This window comes from Oryzomonas rubra (assembly GCF_008369015.1).
Classification (GTDB): Bacteria; Desulfobacterota; Desulfuromonadia; order Geobacterales; family Pseudopelobacteraceae; genus Oryzomonas; species Oryzomonas japonica.
In genome coordinates this window covers 231,665-249,690 of sequence record NZ_SRSD01000004.1, presented here as the reverse complement: position 1 = coordinate 249,690, position 18,026 = coordinate 231,665, and the positions used below count along the sequence as shown (strand labels likewise).

Genomic DNA, 18,026 nt, shown 5'->3' with positions numbered 1-18,026 from the left:
CTTAAATGCCTAGTGCGGCGAGCGCTTCCGAATCCAGCGGGAAGTTTTTCTCGTCCTGTGCGTTGATGCGGCTATACGTCCCCTTGCTCCAGATATCGAAGCGTTGTCCCATGCCGACGAACCAGATGTCCCGTTCCAATTCGGCGTGCAGCCGCAGTGCAGAGGGGATCAGCACCCGTCCGAGCTTGTCGGCGCTGCACTCCTCCGCCGGGTTGATGATCTGGCGCTTGATGCTGTTCAACTGCGCCGACGTGAACCCCCCCTCGTTGGCAAGGATCTTTTTCTTTATCCCGGACCATGCGTCCAGGGGATACACGGAAAGGCCGCGGCCAAAGGTGCCGTCACCCAGGTCCACGGGGGCGGCCTTGGTGATGATGAAGCGCGCATCCTCCGGCGGGCCGACGAGCGCATCCCTGAATTTGACCGGGATACAGGTCCGTCCTTTGCCGTCGATGGTGCTCGGGGTTTCCCCCCCGAATATGTCGATTGCTTCAGTCATCTGCCACCAATTTCCACTTTTTTCCACCTTATGGGAAATTTATAGCGGCGGTCAAGGGGTATGTCAAGATAAAACGTGAGGTTGCGGTGGGTTTCTTCAACAAAAAACCTCCCCCGTTTTCGGGGGAGGTCGAGAGTCTCAGGCATGTCGGAACCGTTATCTCTTCCGGCGGTCCGAAAGGGAGATGACCTTGGGGTTGCCGGAATTATGCGCAGCACGCTCCTGTTGTTCCTTTTCGCCCTGTTCCTCCTGGAGTTGCTCCTGCTCAACCGGCGGGACGACCTGCTCCATGCGGATGGGGGTGCCCCCCATGGTGAAGTCGGCGCCGTCGAGTTGGAATTCGTCCAGTATCCAGGTAAACATCTGGAGCGGAAAGGTGAACACCATCAGGCGCACCTGCCACCATCCCGGCTTTACGTCGGGGGTGAGCTCCTCGATGCGGGCATAGAAGCCCGGTTTGTTGTCAACGTTGATCAGGACGATATCGTGGGTGGTGACCATGGTGCATCCTCGCGATTCTTTGTTTTTTTAATTGGTAACTCTCCGCCGCGGCGTGTCCGTGCCGTCGGGATGTCCGGCCAACAGCAGGAGCGGTTGGCCGAGCCGCTGCCCCAGCAGGGTCTCCGCCAGTCCCATACTCTGGCGCAACTCCTGTTCCAGGCGGGTCAAAGTGTGGGTTGCCGGCTCTTCCAGGCGGTCTGCTATGGCCTCGCAGATGAACAGTACGCAGTCGAGCGGCCGGAACCGCGCCGGCATGCGGCACCCGCCGGCATCGCCATAGGGGCAGAGCGGTTTCTGGGTAAAATCGGGCGCCGGCAGCGGCGTCTTCTGCTCAAGCACGGCCAGCAGGTCAAGTCCGCTGAAGCGGTATTTTCCGTTCAAGCAGCACTGTCCGCCGCATGCGCGGCAGATCCCGGCGCTGCCGCCGGCAACGGTCAACGCCAGCATCTCTTCCTTGCGCCGCCGGTAGCCTGCGAGCACCGCTTCGAGTTGCTGCCGCAGGTCGTGGGGAAGCCGGTCATGGATTTCCTCCATGAGCCGCACCCCCCGGTCCCATGCCTCTTGGTCGTTCATTGGCGGTTCTCGTGAAAATTTTGGTTGAAGCAGTCCATAAGCCGGGTTCTGTTCCCGGAGCGGGTTACCCCTCACCGGGCGATGGTCATTCATCTGGGACTGCCGTTACCGGCAGCCTCAAGCAGCCAACCCGGAGGCATGGGCGGGCAGCCCTTAGCGCCTCCCTATTTGGCCTTGCTCCTGACGGGGTTTACCTGGCATCCGGCGTCGCCGTCGGACCCGGTGAGCTCTTACCTCACCCTTTCACCCTTACCTGCCGTGGCAGGCGGACTTCTCTCTGTGGCACTCTGCCCTGGGGTCGCCCCCGCTGGACGTTATCCAGCGTCATGCCCTATGGAGCCCGGACTTTCCTCCCTTTCGAAAAAGAGCGGCCATCTGTCCTGCTTCAACCAAACTGCAGCCTCGCCCATAGTCCGCGTGAGCGGTGGACGAAGCCCTTATTGATGCTACATCGCCACCTTGGTTACTGGGCCGCCGGTTGCAGCTTCAGGATCAACACCCGCTGGCAGTGCGGGCAACTGATAAGTTCGTCGCCTTTATAGAGGCTATTGTAGAGTTGGGGAGGAAGATTCATATTGCAGCCCAGGCAATAACCATCCCGGGCGCCGGCGACCGCCTGTCCGCGACGCTGCTTGCGCAGGGCGTTGTAGCGCTTGACCAGGTTGGGCGGCAACTCCTTGGTGATGGCTTCGCGCCGGGCGACGTCGGCATCGATATCCTGCTGGATTTTGCTGATCTCGGCCTGCTTTTCGTCGCGGCGTTGCGAGGTGTTCTGCTCCAGCTCGGCAAGGGTCTCCTTGCGTGTGGCGATCTCGGTGTTCAACTCCTCGATCTGGCTCACCTTCTGCAAGGTCTGCTCGTCGATCTCGGCGGCCTGCTTGCGGGCGGCGGCGATCTCCCGGCCAACGGCCTGGTATTCCTTGTTGGTCTTGATCTCTTTCATGTTGGTTTCGGAGCGCCGGATATTTTCCTGTTCGACGGTCTGGCTGCTTTCCAGCTCTCCCTTTTCCTGCTCAAGCAGCACCACGCGGCCTTCCAGCCCGGAAAGTTCCTGGCGGGCGTCGATCAGGGCCTGTTCGATCCCGCTCATCTCTTCCGTCAGCCCGCTCTGGGTGGTTTTCAGGTTGTCGATCAGGTAATCGATCTCCTGAAGTTGTTCCAACATCTCAAGTCTCTTTTTCAAAATCAGCTTCCTCCCGGTACAAAAATTTGTGTTGTATGGTAATTAGACTCTCAATGGGTCGGATTCGATACGGCAGGGTAGTATCCGGCAGTTTTCGTAACCCGCTTCGGACAGCATGCGGCCCAGGCGTTCGGCCACATCGTCTACCATGATGATCTCGCTGGGGAAATGCCCGGCATCGATCAGGGTGATGCCCAGGTCCTGCGCATCCCGGGCATCGTGGTATTTCACATCGCCCGTCACCAGGACGTCGGCTCCGCAACGGACCGCATCGCGCAAGAGCGATGCCCCGCTGCCGCTGCACAGAGCCACTTTTTTGATCACAGTCGCGGGGTCGCCCACATAGCGCAGCCCAGGGGCATGCAGCATTTCCCTGATCCGCGCCGCATAGTCCGCCAGGGTCGTCTGCTCCGCCAGGGAACCTACCCGGCCCAGTCCGAGTTGTTTACCCTCGTTGAGCAGGGGGTAGATGTCGAAGGCCGGCTCTTCGTATGGGTGCGCCGCCAGGAGCGCCTTGACGACTCGCGGCAGATTGCGTCGGTCCAGGAGCAATTCCAGGCGCTGTTCGGGAACCTGTTCCCGGCTTCCAACCTCACCGATGAACGGCGTAGCGCCGGCCAGGGGGGTGAAGGTCCCTTCGCCGGGGGCGCTGAAGGAGCAGTCCCGGTAGTTGCCCAGGGCTTCGGCCCAGGGAAGGAGCGCCCCGCGGACCCGTTCAAGATGGTCGCCCGGCACGAAGACCGCCAGCTTGGCCAGCTCCTGCCCGGCAGTTGCCTGGAGCGGCCGACAAGCGGAGACCCCCAGGCGTTCGGCCAACAGGTCGTTCAGCCCACCCTCGGCCACGTCGTAGCTGGTGTGGATGCTGACGACCGCCAGATCGGACCTGATGGCGTCGTGTACGAGTTTTCCCTGGGGGGTGGCGGTTGAAATGGTTTTAAGCGGTTTGAACAGCAGGGGGTGGTGGGTGACGAGCAGGTGGCAGGAACTGTTGCGGGCGGCTTCCATGACGGCCGGGGTGGCGTCCAGGGCGATCATGATGCGCTCTATCCCTGCATCCGGGTTCCCGACCTGCAATCCCGAGTTGTCCCATGATTCCGCCAAACCGGGAGGAGCTATTTTGTTAATGATTCCAAGTATGTCAGAGAGTTTTGGCGTCTTCATCGGGTACAAACAAAAAGAGTGCAACCCTTCGGTGTGCACTCTTGCGAAATTGATGGTACGGGGTGTCCCGTTCGTAGTATTGCCGGCATCCGGCGCGTTTTCCTTGTAAATGAAATGGTGGGCCCACCAGGACTCGAACCTGGGACCAACCGGTTATGAGCCGGTGGCTCTAGCCAACTGAGCTATAGGCCCGGAGGAGTTAATACTACGGAAGTGTGCCGGGAGTGTCAAGAACTTTTGAATCGCGGTTTCCGCCATGGGGGCATTATTTTCCAAAGGCCGGGTCGGAGATCTCTCACTTTTTGTATACCCTAACAGACCCATGTATACCGCAACCCGGCTGGACAGGCTGGGGAATTCTGCTATGCTCACGAATATCGCCCAGGTATGATGCGACCGTATGGTTGTGGCACTGAACTGCACCGCGGATATCAGGGCGGCCGGCATGTTCGAGAACATGCGAACTCGTTGCCGTCGGCGCTCGGGCTGCATACCATCCACGAGATTAATGGAAAGGGCTGATGAACTCCTCGCGCACTTCAGATATTGAGCTGTTGGCCATGTTTCTGGTCAAGGGGGTTGCCATGGAGCTGTACCTGACCCCCAAGCCGGGGCTGGTGGACCTGAATGACTGCGGCTCCCACCACGACCTGTCCCTGGCCACCATGGAACGTTCGATCCATATCATTGCCGACTATCTCGACCAACTCTGCCGCTCCCTGGCTGCCGGCGAGGAGTTCGCCCGTCAGGCCGCCATCGGCAGGAGGGCCGAACAGGCCATGCTGGCAAGCCTGGGCACCAATACCCACAAGGGGTATCTCTTTCTGAGCGGTCTGCTGCTTGTTACGGCCTGGCATGCCCCATCGGCCGACGAACAGAGCTTTCGGAAACAGGTCGCCGCCCTGGCCGGGGAATTCTTTGCCGCCCAGGGGGAACAGGCCACCCATGGGCAACAGCAGAGGGCTCTGCACGGTGCGGGAGGGATTGTGCGGGAGGCCATGAACGGCCTGCCGGCGCTCTTCGATGAGGCGGTCCCGGCCTACCTTGCGGCCCTGGAAATCCACGGGCATCCCAAAATTGCCTCGTTTGCCATGCTGGGCCGCCTGATGCAGACCGTCGACGACACCACCACGCTCCATCGGTGCGGCAGCATGGGGCTCTCCCGCATCAGGAGGGATGGCCGGCAGATCGAGCGGCTCATCGCCATGGGGGAGGATTGCGAGCCGTTTCTCCAGAGTCTCAACATGGAGTATATCAGGATGAATCTTACCATGGGGGGGGTGGCCGACATGCTGGGGCTCTCCTACTGCTACCTGCTCGCCTGCGGATGTCTCTTGGGTTTTCCGGAACGGCACACCCCTTTTGAACGCAAAAACGGCCACGGAAATCCTTCTGAGGGATTTTCCGGGGCCGCTTGACAGGGCGCTATCTTTCCGATGCTAAGCCCGCGATATGAATCTGCCGTCCCGGGTATCCACCTTGATCTTCTCCCCGGTTGCCAGATACGGCGGGACCTGGAGCTTGAGGCCGGTCTCCAGGATAGCCTCTTTGGTCTGGGCCGTGGCGGTGGCATTCTTGAGCACCGGCGCGGTTTCCGTGACAACCAGTTCCACGGTCATGGGCAGTTCCACATTGACCAACCGCCCCTCGAAGAGCCCCAGCACCACCTCGGTCCCCTCCAGCAGGAAGGGGGCTAGCGCCTCGAACGCCTCCTCGTCAACCTCGAACTGTTCATAGGTTCCCAGATCCATGAAGACCCCTTTTGCGCCGTCGGCATACAGGAACTGTCCTTTGTTGCGACCGTAGTCGGCCTCGTCCACCTTATCGCCGGAACGGAAGGTCTTGTCCAGCACCTGGGAGGTGATCAGGTTGCGGTAGCGGGTCTTGACCATGGTGTTGGCGCCCCGGGCCGATGGGGACTGGAAGGTGACGTCGAGGAGCAGGCAGGGTGCCCCGTCCAACTGGATGACGAGCCCTTTTTTGAAATCGGATGTGGTGAACATGGTATTCTCCTTGTTAATAAATAGTCTTTCAAAATCAACATCTGCCACAGAGACACGGAGAAAATCAGGAATAAGGCAAACAAACGACAACGATTCTGATCTTGGCTTGCTCAATGATGTTACGTTTTCCTCTGTGAACCTCTGTGTCTCCGCGTCTTTGTGGCAGGTTTTAACACTATTACCTACGGTACTCGGCCGTGGGCCAGAAGGGGATGCCGCCCCGGGGGGTGAACTCGCCCCGTACCGTCAGCCAGACCGGTTCGAGCAGCGCCACCAGGTCGTTGCAGATGCGGTTGACGCTGGCCTCGTGGAATTCTCCGTGCATGCGGAAGGAGCCCAGGTAGAGCTTGAGGCTCTTGCTTTCGACGCAGAGGCGGTCCGGTTGGTAGTCGATGACGATCTTGGCGAAGTCCGGCTGCCCGGTCATGGGGCAGAGGCAGGTGAATTCCGGGCATTCGATGTGCAACGTGCCCACGGCCTTGGCCGGGTTCATGTCCGGTTGGGCAAAGGGGCTGGGGAATGATTCCAGAAGCCCGGCGTCGGGCCGGTCGTAGCGGTAGGCCGTTGCCCCGGCCCCCAGTGATTTCAGATTCTCGTGAAGCGCCATAACTCTATCTCCCTTGCGATCGGTCCGAAACGAGCGATACAATACCATTACGCCGCGTTTCAAGCAACCTTTTGCAGCGTCTTCGCCGGGTCCCACGGTGGCGTTCAACTTGTACGGTTCCCAGGTGTTGCGCATGTCCACACCGAATTTGCCGCGGATTGGCCGCACATGCAAAACAGTATGTCTAACTGGATAAACAGCGTGTATACTTAGCGAGATACGACGACCCCCGAAGCGGCACGACGTCTTCGGGAGATGGAGCGTTAATGGATGTCATAACCACCCACACCAATGCCGATTTCGACTGTCTGGGCGCCATGGTCGCCGCGGCCCGGCTCTATCCCGGCGCCCTGATCGCCTTTCCCGGTTCCCAGGAAAAGGCGGTGCGTGACTTCCTGGCCGTCCGGCCCGAGTATCTGCCCGGCGTGGTTCGCGCCAAGGACATCGACCTGGACGCCATCACCCGCCTGATTGTCGTCGATTGCCAGCAGAGTGAGCGCATCGGCCGTTTTGCCGGCCTCCTGGGACGTCCCGGCCTTGAGATTCATATCTATGACCACCACCCGATCACGGAACAGAGCATCCGGCCGACCGGCGGCCTGATCCGCCCCTGCGGCTCGTCATCCACCATCCTGGGCGGGCTTCTGATGGAGCAGGCGGTCGAACTCACGCCGGAAGAGGCCACCCTGATCATGCTCGGCATCCACGAGGATACCGGCCGGCTGCTGTTCGTCTCGACCACGCGGGACGACTATCGCGTGGCGGCTTGGCTCATGGAGCGGGGCGCGCGGGTGAACGTGGTGGCCGAGGCTCTCTCCCAGGAGTTGAGCAGTCAGCAGATGGGGCTCCTGAAACGGCTGCTGACCACGCTCAAGACCACAACCATCAACGGCATCAACATCTCCATCGCCCACGCCACGAGCGATCAGTACGTGGGCGACATCGCCGCCCTGGCCCACCTGATGCGGGACATGGAAAATCTGGACACCCTCTTCGTGGTGGTCGCTATGGAGGGGCGCATTTACCTGGTGGCGCGCAGCCGTATCCTGGAGGTGAACGTGGGGGAGATCCTGCGCCGTTTCCACGGGGGCGGACACGCCACCGCCGCATCGGCCGTGGTGCGTGACCAGACGTTGCACCAGGTGCTGCAACGCCTGGAGGAACAGCTGCGGGTCGAGGTCAGTCCCCGGTTCTGCGCCGGGGATATCATGTCCGCGCCGGTCAAGACCATGCCGGGCGATGTCACCATCGCCGCTGCCCGGGACCTGCTGACCCGCTACAACTGCAACGCCATGCCGGTCATTGCCGCCGGCCGGATGATCGGGATCATCTCCCGCAAGATCGTGGAGAAGGCGCTCTACCACGATCTGGGGGACGCCCCGGCCACCGACTTCATGCACACCGAATTCATGCGGGCCGCTCCCACCACCCCCATCGCCGACATCCAGGAATACATGGTGGAGGGTAACCGCCGTTTCGTGCCGGTATTCAAAGGGGAAGAGCTTGCGGGTGCGGTGACGCGCACCGATCTGTTACGCCACATGTACGGCGGCCGCCGGGGCGAACCGGGGGCGCTCTACGATGTGGGGGCCCTCGGCTTTTCCCCCAAAAATCGCTCCATTGCGGGCCTGCTGGGCAAACGGCTTCCCACTGACGCCGGCAAGCTCCTGCACGACCTGGGGACCGTCGGTGACGAATTGGGGCTGGCGGTGTATGCCATTGGCGGATTCGTGCGCGACCTGCTGCTGGGGGTGGCAAACCTGGACATCGACGTCACGGTGGAAGGGGACGGTATCTTTTTCGCGGAACAGTTTGCGGCCCGCCACGGTTGCCGGGTTCGCAGCCATCGGACCTTCAGCACGGCGGTGGTGATCTTCCCGGACGGGGCCAAGATCGACGTGGCCAGCACCCGCCTGGAATACTACGAGTCCCCCGGTGTGCTGCCAACCGTGGAACGCTCCTCGCTGCGCCACGACCTGTACCGGCGGGATTTCACCATCAACACCCTGGCGGTGTGCCTCAACGGCCCGTCGTTCGGACGCCTGACCGATTACTTCGGCGGCCAGCAGGACCTTCAGGAGCGGCTGGTCAGGGTGCTGCACAACCTCTCCTTCGTGGAGGACCCGACCCGGGTTTTCCGGGCGATCCGTTTCGAACAGCGCCTCGGTTTTCATATCGCGCCCCACACCGAGAACCTGATCCGCAGCGCGGTGCGGATGAACGTCCTCAATAGGGTCGGTGGTCTGCGTCTTTTGAACGAATTGATCCAGATCCTGCGGGAAAAGGAGCCGGTGGGGGCCATTGTCCGCATGGCCGGCTTCGGCCTGCTGCCGTTTGTCCATCCCTCCCTCAAGTTGCTCCCCGAGATCAGGCGGGTGGTGGAGGAAACCGGGCGGGTCCTGGCCTGGTTCCGCCTGTTGTATCTGCCGGATGCCTGCGAACAGTGGCAGGTCTACTTTCTGGCCTTGGGCGACCGGCTCACCAACGACGAGTTCCATGACGCCTGCCGCCGGTTGGCGGTGCCGGGGCGGATCTCGACAAAGGTATTCAGCCACCGTCGGCAGGCGCTGGGAACCCTGGATGCCATTCAACGCCGTCTGCGTCGCAATCCCGAGGTTCGTAACAGCGAGATTTACGACTGGTTTCATGGGCTGCCGCTGGAGATGCTCCTCTATCTGGCCGCGCGCGCCAACCGCGAGGAGGTCAGACGTTTTGTCTCCCAGTACGTTTCTCGTCTGCGTCAGGTCCGCTGCTCCCTGGATGGGGACGGGCTGGCGGCCCTGGGATTGGCGCCGAGCCCCCGGTTTCGCACGATCATGGATCGGCTGTTGGTGGCGCGGCTCGATGGCGAGGTCGTCAATGACGAACAGGAGCGGGCCCTGGCGCTGCTGCTTATCGCGTCAGATGGCGGAGCCGGTGTTGCAAAAACGCATCACTGATCTGTTGGTACGCCCAGGTCCTCTGCTGCGGCATGCCGCTCTTGCACGTATAACATGCCGTAAATGCATCTATTTCAGATGTCTGGGGAGGCGGTGCACTCTTTGGCGTTATCCTTGCAGTCTGTCAAGACGACAAATCCATCCCAGCGAGGGGAATGCATGAAATCAATGGCGCGTCTCATCTCTCTGATCACCTGCTGTGCCCTTCTGGCCACGGCGACCTCGGCCCTTGCCGGAGATAACGCTTTCCGGGAGGTGTTCGAGGATGCCTTTTACGGCGGCGCGGCGGGGGCATTGGTGGGCGCCGCCCTGATGGCCTTTACCAAGAAACCGGCCGATCATCTGGACTACATGGCCTATGGTGCCGCTTCCGGCGTTCTGGTCGGTTCCGCCTATGGTTTGGTGAAATCGACCCGTTCCCTGGCACAGATCGACAATGGCAGTATAAAGTTCGCCCTGCCGACCGTCCTTCCCGATCTTAGTGAGTCGCCGGCCTCGCGCCAGACAACCATCACCTGGCGGGCCGAGTTGTTGCGGGGAACCTTCTGGTAATGGCCCGTTGATACTATGATACATGGCAATCGAAAACCAACGCCTGTTGCAAAATTGCAACGGGCGTTTTTTTTCTTTGCGTCCCTCGGCAGGTTGTGAGTAAATACCACGCAAAAAATCAAGGGGGTGTACATGTCGCAGTTCTCGAACGTCTCGGTAGTCAAAAAGGCCAATATCTATTTCAACGGCAAGGTGGTCAGCAGAACGGTGCTGTTCCCCGACGGCAGCAAAAAGACCCTGGGGATCATGCAGCCGGGGGAGTACGAATTCTCCACCGGAGCGGCCGAAGAGATGGACATCCTGGCCGGCGACCTGGAATGGCGGGTGAAGGGTGAAAAGGAGTGGAAAAAGGCTTCGGCTGGCCAGACATTCAACGTGCCCGCCCACTCCACGTTCCTGATGAGGATGGAAACGGTTGTGGATTATTGCTGTTCTTATTTGCCGTAGCCGGTCATCGCGGCACCCCTTAGGGGAACTCCATCTCAGAGGAACACCTACTATGAGCGTCCACGAAGTCAATCACCCCATGGTGAAACACAAGATCGGCCTGATGCGCGAGGCCGGCATCAGCACCAAAAAATTTCGCGAGCTGACGGCGGAAATTGCCTCTCTTCTCTCCTACGAGGCCTGTCGCGACTTCCCCCTGGAGGGCAGGACCATCGAAGGGTGGGATGGCAACCCGGTGCAGATCCAGCAGATCAAGGGGAAAAAGGTCACCGTGGTGCCTATCCTGCGGGCCGGAATCGGCATGCTCAACGGGGTGCTGGACATGATCCCCAACGCCAAGGTCAGCGTGGTGGGGCTTGCCCGCAATGAGGAAACCCTGGAGGCCCATACCTATTATGAAAAGTTCGTCGGCCGGCTGGATGAGCGTTTGGCCCTGATCATCGATCCCATGCTGGCCACCGGCGGCTCACTGGACGCCACCATCGTCATGCTGAAGAACAATGGCTGCCGGCAAATCCGCGTGCTCTCGCTGGTGGCGGCGCCGGAAGGGCTCGCCCGTATCTCGGCGGCTCACCCCGAAGTGGATGTCTATGTGGCGGCCATCGACGAACGGCTCAACCAGAGCGGTTATATCCTGCCCGGGCTGGGGGACGCCGGCGACAAGATCTTCGGCACGAAGTAACAGACCCTCGTTCATTCTCTCTATCCCGCCACAAGGAGTATGCCGTATGTCCCATTCCCCCGAGCCGGTCTGGCGCCAGGCGCTGGCCGGCGCCCAAATCCTCTTCGTCGCCTTCGGCGCCCTGGTGCTGGTGCCGATCCTTACCGGGATGAGCCCCAGTATGGCCCTGCTGGGCTCCGGCATCGGCACGCTGATCTTCCAGGCCTGTACCAAGCGTACGGTCCCCATTTATCTCGGCTCGTCCTTCGCTTTCATCGCCCCGATCATCTACAGCATCCAGACCTGGGGCTTCCCCGCGACGCTCTGCGGGCTCTTTGCCGCCGGCTGGCTCTATCTGGCCTTGAGTGCCGTCATCTACCTCAAGGGGGTCGGTTTCATCCATAAGATCATGCCCCCGGTGGTGGTGGGGCCGATCATCATGATCATCGGCCTGGGGTTGGCCAGCGTGGCGGTGAACATGGCCATGGGCAAGACCGGCGACGGCAAGGCGGTGCTGGTGGATTACACCACCGCCCTCCTGATCGCGGGTGCCTCCCTGGCCACCACTGCACTGGTGGCGACCAAGGCCAAGGGCATCTTCCGTCTCCTGCCGATCCTCTCCGGCGTGGCGGTGGGGTATGGCATTTCCGTCTCCCTGGGGCTGGTGGATTTCAGCAAGATCGCCGCCGCCCCCTGGATCGCCCTTCCCCATCTGGTGGCCCCCCAATGGAACTGGTCCGCGGTGCTGTTCATGATTCCGGTCGCCCTGGCCCCCGCCATTGAACACGTGGGGGACATCGTCGCCATCGGGGCCGTTACGGGGCACGACTACACGGAGCGTCCCGGCCTGCACCGCACCATGCTGGGCGACGGCCTGGCGGTCTGCTGCGCCGCAATGATGGGGGGGCCGCCGGTGACCACCTATGCCGAGGTGACCGGGGCGGTAATGATCACCCGCAACTATAACCCGGCCATCATGACCTGGGCCGCCTGCTTCGCCATCCTGATGGCTTTTTTCGGCAAGTTCAACGCCATCCTGCAATCCATTCCCGCCCCGGTCATGGGCGGCATCATGATGCTGCTGTTCGGGAGCATCGCCTCCGTGGGCCTCAATACGCTGATCCATGCCCGGGTCGATATGCACCGCCCGCGCAACCTCATCATCGTTTCGCTGGTGCTGGTATTCGGCATCGGCGGCCTGACGCTCCAGCTTGGCGGTCTTAGCCTGCACGGGGTCAGCCTGTGCGGTATCGCCGCGATCCTGCTGAACCTCCTCCTGCCCCGCGACAAGGAGCACAACCTTGACCAGCAGCATGCCTCTTGATCATGTAGAACAGCAAGTTTTTGTTCGTGCGTTTTTACCGGTTTTGGGTACGCATTTCGCCCGTAACCTCAACGAGGAGTTGTCGGACTGAATATAAACTTGGAAGCCACTTTTCAAAAACCTGGAAAGTCCGACAGACTCCTAGGCCTCTATTACAAAGGCCGGCAAGAGAGAGTGCCCCATGATTGAAGCAAATATGCTGTTACTCTTTTTCACAACATCACTTCTCTTGTCACTGTCGCCCGGACCGGATAACCTGTTTGTCCTGGCGCAGGCGGCACAGCAAGGGGCAAAGGCCGGGTTTCTGGTTACGCTCGGGCTCTGCGGCGGGCTGGTGGTTCATACCACCGCGGTCACCTTCGGTCTGGCGGCGGTTTTTGCGGCATCTGCCACCGCCTTCACTATTCTGAAATTTGCCGGCGCCGGATACCTGCTCTTCCTGGCCTGGCAGTCGTTCCGGGCCAACGCCCAGGCCGGGCCGGCAAACAGGGTGGATCGGTTGAGCCCGGGCAAGCTCTTCCGGCGCGGCATCATCATGAATGTTACCAACCCCAAGGTATCCATCTTCTTTCTGGCGTTTCTCCCCCAGTTTGTCGATCCGCGCAGGGGACCTCTGACTATGCAATTCCTGCTACTGGGCTGCTTGTTCATTGTTGCCACCATTCTGGTGTTCGGGGCGGTCAGCCTCCTGGCCGGGGCGCTGGGAGACAAACTCAGACAGTCCACCCGAGCGCAACTGCTTCTGAACCGCATAGCAGGTACCATCTTTGCGGGCCTTGCAATCAAGCTGGCCACGGCTCGACGTTTTTGATGTCTAAAATTCAAGCACAGGTGAGGACCATGAATTTCAACCATTTCGACGATCATGGCAATGCCATCATGGTGGATGTGAGCGGCAAGCAGGAAACGTTGCGAACGGCCACGGCCGCGGCGGAGGTGCATATGTCCGACAAGGTGCTGGCCGCCATCCAAAACAGTGCGATAGCCAAGGGCGATGTGCTGGGCGTTGCACGGTTGGCAGGAATTATGGCGGCAAAGCGGACACCGGACCTGATCCCGCTTTCCCACCCGCTCTCCCTCCATTCCGTGGCGGTGGAATTTGAGCAGGACAGCGCTGCAGGCAAGATCGAGGTGCAGTGCACCGTTCGCGCCTTCGAGCGCACCGGCGTCGAGATGGAGGCCATGACCGGCGCGGCTGTGGCCGCCCTGACCATCTACGACATGTGCAAGGGGAGCGACAAGTCCATCAGCATCGGCGATATCCGGCTCCTGTACAAGGAAGGTGGTAAAAGTGGCGTGTACCGCCGGGAGGTTGGACAATGAGAGCGGCCATTCTGACCTTGAGCGACAAGGGGTCACGGGGGGAGCGTATTGACGAGAGCGGCCCGGCGCTGGCTGCGTGGCTGGCGGAGCGGGGCGTAGCCACGGTGCAGACCGAGGTCATCCCCGACGATTGTGACCGGATCGTGGCCGTGCTGACTGCATGGGCCGACGCCGACACGGCCGATCTGATCCTGACCACGGGAGGTACCGGGGTCTCGCCCCGGGATGTAACCCCGGAAGCCACCATGAAGGTTGTTGAACGCCAGATTCCAGGCATCGGCGAATTGATGCGCCTGAGGAGCCTGGAGAAGACCCCCATGGCATCGCTGTCGCGGGCGCTGGCGGGAATCCGCGGCCAGACGCTGATCATCAATCTGCCGGGCAGCCCCAAGGGAGCTCGGGAAAATCTGGAGGCGGTCTGGCCGGTTATCGGCCACGCCGTGGAAAAGATCCGCGGTGACGAGAGCGATTGCGGAGGAAAATTTTCGCACTGATACCGGTTCCGCAACTCTGGCCGGGGTAGGGTGGCGAACGGAAGCCGCCTCCCACCGCCGGCGAGTCTGTCGACGGGGTACACGGAGCCGTGCCCTCGGTACGTGTTCCATGCTTTCCTGTGTTGTTTTCGGGCGGATTGCCGGCAAAAACGCGGCTAATGAAAAGCCTTGGGGCTCATAAAGCACGGCGGGGTGGTGCCGGGCGACACCGGCAAGCTGGCGGAAAAGACGGTCAACGTGGAACCCCATAACCCTCACAAGTCGCCCCACTATGGGACAATGTTCGACTGCAATAATTGCCACCACCGACATGAAAAGGCCGAGAACTTCTTTTTGAAGTGTCATAAATTCGATTTTATCGTGCCGTGATGAAATGACTGTGCATCACATTGTCTGTGTTTGACCGATTGGGTGAGCCAATAGGTAAATTCACCATAAGGAGGCGAGAATGAAGAGAGGGATTATTGGGGTAGTAGCATGTGCGGCAGCGGTGACGCTGGCGGTACCGGCGCTGGCCATCGACTTCAGCGGCTACGGCGCTGTCCGGGTCGGCACGTACTGGACCCAGAACCAGTATTACAACGCTCGGACAGCTGCGACAGCGCCTGGTGCCAGGAGGAGCGACAGCGACTTCAGCCTTGACCTGATGGGCGACAGCCTTGTGGGCATACGCGCCAAGGAAGGCGACTTCTCCGCGGTTGCGGAAATAGGTGCTTACAACCCCAAGGCCGAGAGCAAAGGTCCAGAAGTGCGCCTGCTGTTCGGCGAATGGGATTTCGGCAACGGCAAGCTTCGCGTCGGTAAAGCGCCCAGCCCGTATGTCTACCGCACCCAGATGGCATGGGACAGCGACGGCGGCATGAACGCCTATGGCTCCCTGTGGGACGGTCGTTATGCCCAGATCAAACTGACCATGAACAACGGCTTCTACTTCACCCTCATGCAGCCGCGTACCGGTGGGGCGGCAAACTTCACCAGCAACGTGACAGCGCCCAATGATACGCTTGCCGAGTTTGGCCAGACCGGAACCGCTTATTCCACTACATACGTGAACTATAACACCGTCATGCCGAAGATCGTAACCGGCTACGAAGGCAAATTGGGCAGCTGGACCTACGGCGGCGGTGTTTCCTACAACATGTACCAAGTTGAAAGAACCACAGCCATCGGTGCTGCTACAACAGTTCCGCTCACAAAAGCAGACATCCATTCCTACCTGGTATTCTTCCACGGCAAGGTCGACCTATCCCCCGTGGAGTTTTCCTACAACATTTTTACCGGTCGTAACCTGGGCGATCTGATGAGCTCTGCTGCCAGCGCCTATGTCACCAGCGGTGGCAGCACCGGTTATAATGCGTATTCCGGTCTTCCCGGCACCTTCATCAGCAACGTTACTGGCGGCACCGGCACCGGTGCCTACTATGACGTAGCCAACGACGCCAATGCCTACACCTATGGCGGTTGGGGGCAGATCGGCTACACGGTGAGCCCCAAGCTGAAGATCTATGCCGGAGCGTCCTTTGTCTCGGACGACAACAGGGTTACCCGCTCCGACGATCGCCTGGCGGTCTTCGCCAACGCGCAGTACCAGGTGAGCAGGAACTTCAAGATCGTGCCGGAAATCGGCTTTCTGAACGACATGTACAATACCGTTGGCAACAAAGAGCCGAGAACGCTGTTCGCCGGCGCCAAATGGGAAATGACCTTCTAGAAAAAATCGGCTTCACGAGGCTCGCAACCGGAACCTCCTTCATGTAGTGGGGGGAGAAATTCCTTCACTTCTTTGTCGGATGAATTTGGCACACTGGTGGGCCGGTTCAGGGGGGCGTGAACAGGAGTTGATTCGCCCTTTACGCTCGGTCCGTCATGTGATAGGAAACCACGAAGCTCTATTTTCTACGTTGTCCAAGGGGAGCATAGGTATGTTACGTACGCTACGGGCTACTTCTTTTCTACTCGCACTGTTGTTCATCCCCGCTCTGAATGCATCCGCGGCCTTCGTTGACGCGCTGATCCGTGATTTCGCCCCGGTTTCGGGATATGTCATCCAACCGGCCGGGAACGAATTCATCATCGATCTCGACGCGCGGCAGCAGATTGCCGTCGGCGATATCTTCAGCGTGGTGACCCCCGGTGAAAAAATCGTTCACCCGGTGACAAAGGAGGTACTCGGAACCCTGGACACCGTGAAAGGCCTCTTGCAGGTCACCCGCATCAAGGCGGGTTATTCCTATTGCCGTGCCCTCGGGGCCGTATCTGGTATCCGTAACGGGGATGTCGTTCGCCGGTTCCAGAATATCGATGTGGATTTCTGGGACTATACCGGCCAAGGGGAGCAGCTTTTCAAAGAATTGCAGGCAACCCTGCCGCATCTCCCATGGCAGGGATATGTGGCATCCCAAAAGAACAGGCCTGCAACCCCGGCTCTTCCTGCGGGGAAATCTCCCGCCCTCTACTTCGTCCTCACCAGCCTGGGATTGGATGTGCGTTCTCCTGACTTCGAAATAATCCATACCTATCCGGGCTCCGGCATGCGGCAGGCGCGAATCAGCCCGGCTCCGGCCATCTCCCCGGCAGCTGAGAAGAACGACAGCGCCATGATCACCCGCGCATCAGATTCGGGGTCGGAAACCTACTGGACCAGCCCCCCCATGAAAGGGACTCCGGTGGGCGTGGAGACAGGGGATTTCGACGGGGATGGCAAGCAGGAGATTGCGGTGGCTTTTGGCGACAGGGTGGAGATTTATCGTCTGGCCGGCGGGAACTATCAACAACTGGCCACGCTGCCCCTCGGCAGCGCGATGAGGGCCTATCATCTCGATGGCTTCGATCTGAAAGGAAACGGCCGCCTGCAACTCTTTGTCTCGGCTGTCACTGATTTCGGAAATACTGCGGGAGTCATGATAGAGTCACAGGACGGGCAGTACCGCATCACCCGGAAAGATATCCCCTGGCATATGCGCAGCCTCACGCTGCCTGGCGAGGGGGCCGTCCTGCTTGCCCAGAGGATGGGGGGCCAGGGCCGCGAATTTTCTGGGCCGGTATTCCGGGTCAGGCTGGCGGGCACCGAGCTTGCCCAAGGAGCGGCGGTCGAAGTGCCCCCCAAGGCAAACCTGTATGATTTTACCCCGTTCCGCTTCAAAGACCAGAAACTGTTTGTCTGTCTGGGAGATGACGGTTACTTGAATGTTGTCACGCCGAGCGGTCAGGTTGTTGGAAGCAGCGTGGATAAGATGGGGGGGAGCGAATCCTACCTGGAGGTGACCGAGGAGGTCCAGAGTGGTGGGGAGAGCCTCCCTGCGTACATCCCGGCCCGTATCGTGGTGAATGAAAACGGGGAGATCGTGGTCCCGGTCAATAGCGGCTTCAGCCTGCTTTCCCGCGTAAGGATGTACGCAAAATCGGAGGTAAAGGCCATGAAATGGGATGGTTCTGCCCTGCGTGATGCCTGGCACTCGATCCAGGAAAAGAGTTACCTGGCCGACTTCCGCCTGGCGGATGCGAACAACGGGGGAAGCAAGTCGCTTGTGACCGTTGTGGCATTTCCCGATTACAACCCCTTTTCAGCCCGTAGGGCGGCACTGCATATATACAAACTGCCTTGACGGTTGGCAGATATACATTGCACGAAAGAACCCGGTACAGTTTGCCGGGTTCTTTCGTTTTAAAAGGCACATCCTTGTTTTCCGAAACGACGTTGAGCGCGCACCCTATTTTTAGAGAGAAACGAAGAACCAAATAGGCTATTATGCACCGGCT

19 protein-coding genes, 1 tRNA gene and 1 other RNA gene are annotated in these 18,026 nt (G+C 60.1%); 12 read left to right on the top strand and 9 right to left on the bottom strand.

All coding sequences use genetic code 11. From position 1 onward, the window contains the following. Position 1: 1 nt before the first annotated feature. The 7 genes from mraZ to ET418_RS08380 all read right to left on the bottom strand — a co-directional run bounded on the left by mraZ (position 2) and on the right by ET418_RS08380 (position 4,109). On the bottom strand, positions 2–499 hold the full coding sequence (gene mraZ / locus ET418_RS08410) for a division/cell wall cluster transcriptional repressor MraZ (RefSeq protein WP_149307148.1): 498 nt from the start codon (positions 497–499) through the stop codon (positions 2–4). Positions 500–655: 156 nt separating this feature from the next. Beyond that, complete coding sequence (locus tag ET418_RS08405; protein WP_149307147.1) at positions 656–1,000, bottom strand: hypothetical protein; 345 nt, start codon at positions 998–1,000, stop codon at positions 656–658. Positions 1,001–1,027: 27 nt separating this feature from the next. Beyond that, a complete protein-coding gene (locus ET418_RS08400) occupies positions 1,028–1,573 on the bottom strand; it encodes a hypothetical protein (RefSeq protein ID WP_149307146.1) in 546 nt (181 codons plus the stop codon). Positions 1,574–1,595: 22 nt separating this feature from the next. Next, positions 1,596–1,960: RNase P RNA component class A (gene rnpB / locus ET418_RS08395), an RNA gene on the bottom strand. A 76-nt stretch (positions 1,961–2,036) separates the two neighbouring features. Continuing rightward, complete coding sequence (locus tag ET418_RS08390; protein WP_149307145.1) at positions 2,037–2,756, bottom strand: zinc ribbon domain-containing protein; 720 nt, start codon at positions 2,754–2,756, stop codon at positions 2,037–2,039. A 42-nt stretch (positions 2,757–2,798) separates the two neighbouring features. Next, a complete protein-coding gene (locus ET418_RS08385; protein WP_149307144.1) occupies positions 2,799–3,917 on the bottom strand; it encodes a Nif3-like dinuclear metal center hexameric protein in 1,119 nt (372 codons plus the stop codon). A 115-nt stretch (positions 3,918–4,032) separates the two neighbouring features. Further along, positions 4,033–4,109 (bottom strand) — tRNA-Ile (locus ET418_RS08380). Positions 4,110–4,438: 329 nt separating this feature from the next. Here ET418_RS08380 and ET418_RS08375 point away from each other — a divergent pair. Further along, positions 4,439–5,335: a triphosphoribosyl-dephospho-CoA synthase gene (locus ET418_RS08375; RefSeq protein WP_149307143.1), complete on the top strand. Its 897-nt coding sequence runs from the start codon at positions 4,439–4,441 to the stop codon at positions 5,333–5,335. A 21-nt stretch (positions 5,336–5,356) separates the two neighbouring features. Here the strand turns inward: ET418_RS08375 and ET418_RS08370 are convergent, their stop codons facing one another. Continuing rightward, positions 5,357–5,920 carry an elongation factor P gene (locus ET418_RS08370; protein ID WP_149307142.1) on the bottom strand — a complete coding sequence of 188 codons (564 nt, stop codon included), beginning with the start codon at positions 5,918–5,920 and terminating at the stop codon, positions 5,357–5,359. A 178-nt stretch (positions 5,921–6,098) separates the two neighbouring features. Then, positions 6,099–6,527: a preQ(1) synthase gene (gene queF / locus ET418_RS08365; RefSeq protein ID WP_149307141.1), complete on the bottom strand. Its 429-nt coding sequence runs from the start codon at positions 6,525–6,527 to the stop codon at positions 6,099–6,101. 266 nt (positions 6,528–6,793) lie between these two features. Between queF and ET418_RS08360 the strand changes: the two genes are divergently transcribed. The 11 genes from ET418_RS08360 to ET418_RS08310 all read left to right on the top strand — a co-directional run bounded on the left by ET418_RS08360 (position 6,794) and on the right by ET418_RS08310 (position 17,872). Beyond that, complete coding sequence (locus tag ET418_RS08360; protein WP_149307140.1) at positions 6,794–9,466, top strand: CBS domain-containing protein; 2,673 nt, start codon at positions 6,794–6,796, stop codon at positions 9,464–9,466. Between the two features lie 159 nt (positions 9,467–9,625). After that, positions 9,626–10,018, top strand: coding sequence for a hypothetical protein (locus tag ET418_RS08355; protein WP_149307139.1), 393 nt, complete (start codon positions 9,626–9,628; stop codon positions 10,016–10,018). A gap of 132 nt (positions 10,019–10,150) precedes the next feature. Then, positions 10,151–10,465 carry a pyrimidine/purine nucleoside phosphorylase gene (gene ppnP / locus ET418_RS08350; protein WP_149307138.1) on the top strand — a complete coding sequence of 105 codons (315 nt, stop codon included), beginning with the start codon at positions 10,151–10,153 and terminating at the stop codon, positions 10,463–10,465. A gap of 52 nt (positions 10,466–10,517) precedes the next feature. Further along, a complete protein-coding gene (gene upp, locus ET418_RS08345; protein ID WP_149307137.1) occupies positions 10,518–11,147 on the top strand; it encodes a uracil phosphoribosyltransferase in 630 nt (209 codons plus the stop codon). Between the two features lie 46 nt (positions 11,148–11,193). Then, positions 11,194–12,450 (top strand): uracil-xanthine permease family protein, encoded by a 1,257-nt coding sequence (locus tag ET418_RS08340; RefSeq protein ID WP_149307136.1) that lies wholly within the window; start codon positions 11,194–11,196, stop codon positions 12,448–12,450. A 181-nt stretch (positions 12,451–12,631) separates the two neighbouring features. After that, on the top strand, positions 12,632–13,261 hold the full coding sequence (locus ET418_RS08335; RefSeq protein ID WP_149307135.1) for a LysE family translocator: 630 nt from the start codon (positions 12,632–12,634) through the stop codon (positions 13,259–13,261). Between the two features lie 29 nt (positions 13,262–13,290). Further along, on the top strand, positions 13,291–13,773 hold the full coding sequence (moaC, locus tag ET418_RS08330) for a cyclic pyranopterin monophosphate synthase MoaC (protein WP_149307134.1): 483 nt from the start codon (positions 13,291–13,293) through the stop codon (positions 13,771–13,773). After that, entirely contained in the window at positions 13,770–14,267 is a 498-nt protein-coding gene (locus tag ET418_RS08325) for a MogA/MoaB family molybdenum cofactor biosynthesis protein (protein WP_149307133.1), read from the top strand. Before moaC ends, ET418_RS08325 begins: the two co-directional genes overlap by 4 nt. A gap of 168 nt (positions 14,268–14,435) precedes the next feature. Next, positions 14,436–14,636: a cytochrome c3 family protein gene (locus ET418_RS08320; RefSeq protein WP_149307132.1), complete on the top strand. Its 201-nt coding sequence runs from the start codon at positions 14,436–14,438 to the stop codon at positions 14,634–14,636. Between the two features lie 79 nt (positions 14,637–14,715). After that, positions 14,716–15,978, top strand: a complete 1,263-nt coding sequence (locus tag ET418_RS08315) for a hypothetical protein (RefSeq protein WP_149307131.1) — start codon at positions 14,716–14,718, stop codon at positions 15,976–15,978. Positions 15,979–16,189: 211 nt separating this feature from the next. Continuing rightward, a complete protein-coding gene (locus ET418_RS08310) occupies positions 16,190–17,872 on the top strand; it encodes an FG-GAP repeat domain-containing protein (RefSeq protein ID WP_149307130.1) in 1,683 nt (560 codons plus the stop codon). Positions 17,873–18,026 lie beyond the last annotated feature (154 nt).

Excerpts from the sequence above, each read along its gene's own strand:
- ET418_RS08310 (WP_149307130.1), top strand. The coding sequence starts at position 16,190 with ATGTTACGTACGCTACGGGCTACTTCTTTTCTACTCGCACTGTTGTTC.
- mraZ (WP_149307148.1), bottom strand. The coding sequence starts at position 499 with ATGACTGAAGCAATCGACATATTCGGGGGGGAAACCCCGAGCACCATC.
- ET418_RS08385 (WP_149307144.1), bottom strand. The coding sequence starts at position 3,917 with ATGAAGACGCCAAAACTCTCTGACATACTTGGAATCATTAACAAAATA.
- queF (WP_149307141.1), bottom strand. The coding sequence starts at position 6,527 with ATGGCGCTTCACGAGAATCTGAAATCACTGGGGGCCGGGGCAACGGCC.
- ET418_RS08340 (WP_149307136.1), top strand. The coding sequence starts at position 11,194 with ATGTCCCATTCCCCCGAGCCGGTCTGGCGCCAGGCGCTGGCCGGCGCC.
- ET418_RS08335 (WP_149307135.1), top strand. The coding sequence starts at position 12,632 with ATGATTGAAGCAAATATGCTGTTACTCTTTTTCACAACATCACTTCTC.
- ET418_RS08325 (WP_149307133.1), top strand. The coding sequence starts at position 13,770 with ATGAGAGCGGCCATTCTGACCTTGAGCGACAAGGGGTCACGGGGGGAG.
- moaC (WP_149307134.1), top strand. The coding sequence starts at position 13,291 with ATGAATTTCAACCATTTCGACGATCATGGCAATGCCATCATGGTGGAT.
- ET418_RS08375 (WP_149307143.1), top strand. The coding sequence starts at position 4,439 with ATGAACTCCTCGCGCACTTCAGATATTGAGCTGTTGGCCATGTTTCTG.
- upp (WP_149307137.1), top strand. The coding sequence starts at position 10,518 with ATGAGCGTCCACGAAGTCAATCACCCCATGGTGAAACACAAGATCGGC.
- ET418_RS08315 (WP_149307131.1), top strand. The coding sequence starts at position 14,716 with ATGAAGAGAGGGATTATTGGGGTAGTAGCATGTGCGGCAGCGGTGACG.
- ET418_RS08370 (WP_149307142.1), bottom strand. The coding sequence starts at position 5,920 with ATGTTCACCACATCCGATTTCAAAAAAGGGCTCGTCATCCAGTTGGAC.
- ET418_RS08360 (WP_149307140.1), top strand. The coding sequence starts at position 6,794 with ATGGATGTCATAACCACCCACACCAATGCCGATTTCGACTGTCTGGGC.
- ET418_RS08400 (WP_149307146.1), bottom strand. The coding sequence starts at position 1,573 with ATGAACGACCAAGAGGCATGGGACCGGGGGGTGCGGCTCATGGAGGAA.
- ET418_RS08355 (WP_149307139.1), top strand. The coding sequence starts at position 9,626 with ATGAAATCAATGGCGCGTCTCATCTCTCTGATCACCTGCTGTGCCCTT.
- ET418_RS08405 (WP_149307147.1), bottom strand. The coding sequence starts at position 1,000 with ATGGTCACCACCCACGATATCGTCCTGATCAACGTTGACAACAAACCG.
- ppnP (WP_149307138.1), top strand. The coding sequence starts at position 10,151 with ATGTCGCAGTTCTCGAACGTCTCGGTAGTCAAAAAGGCCAATATCTAT.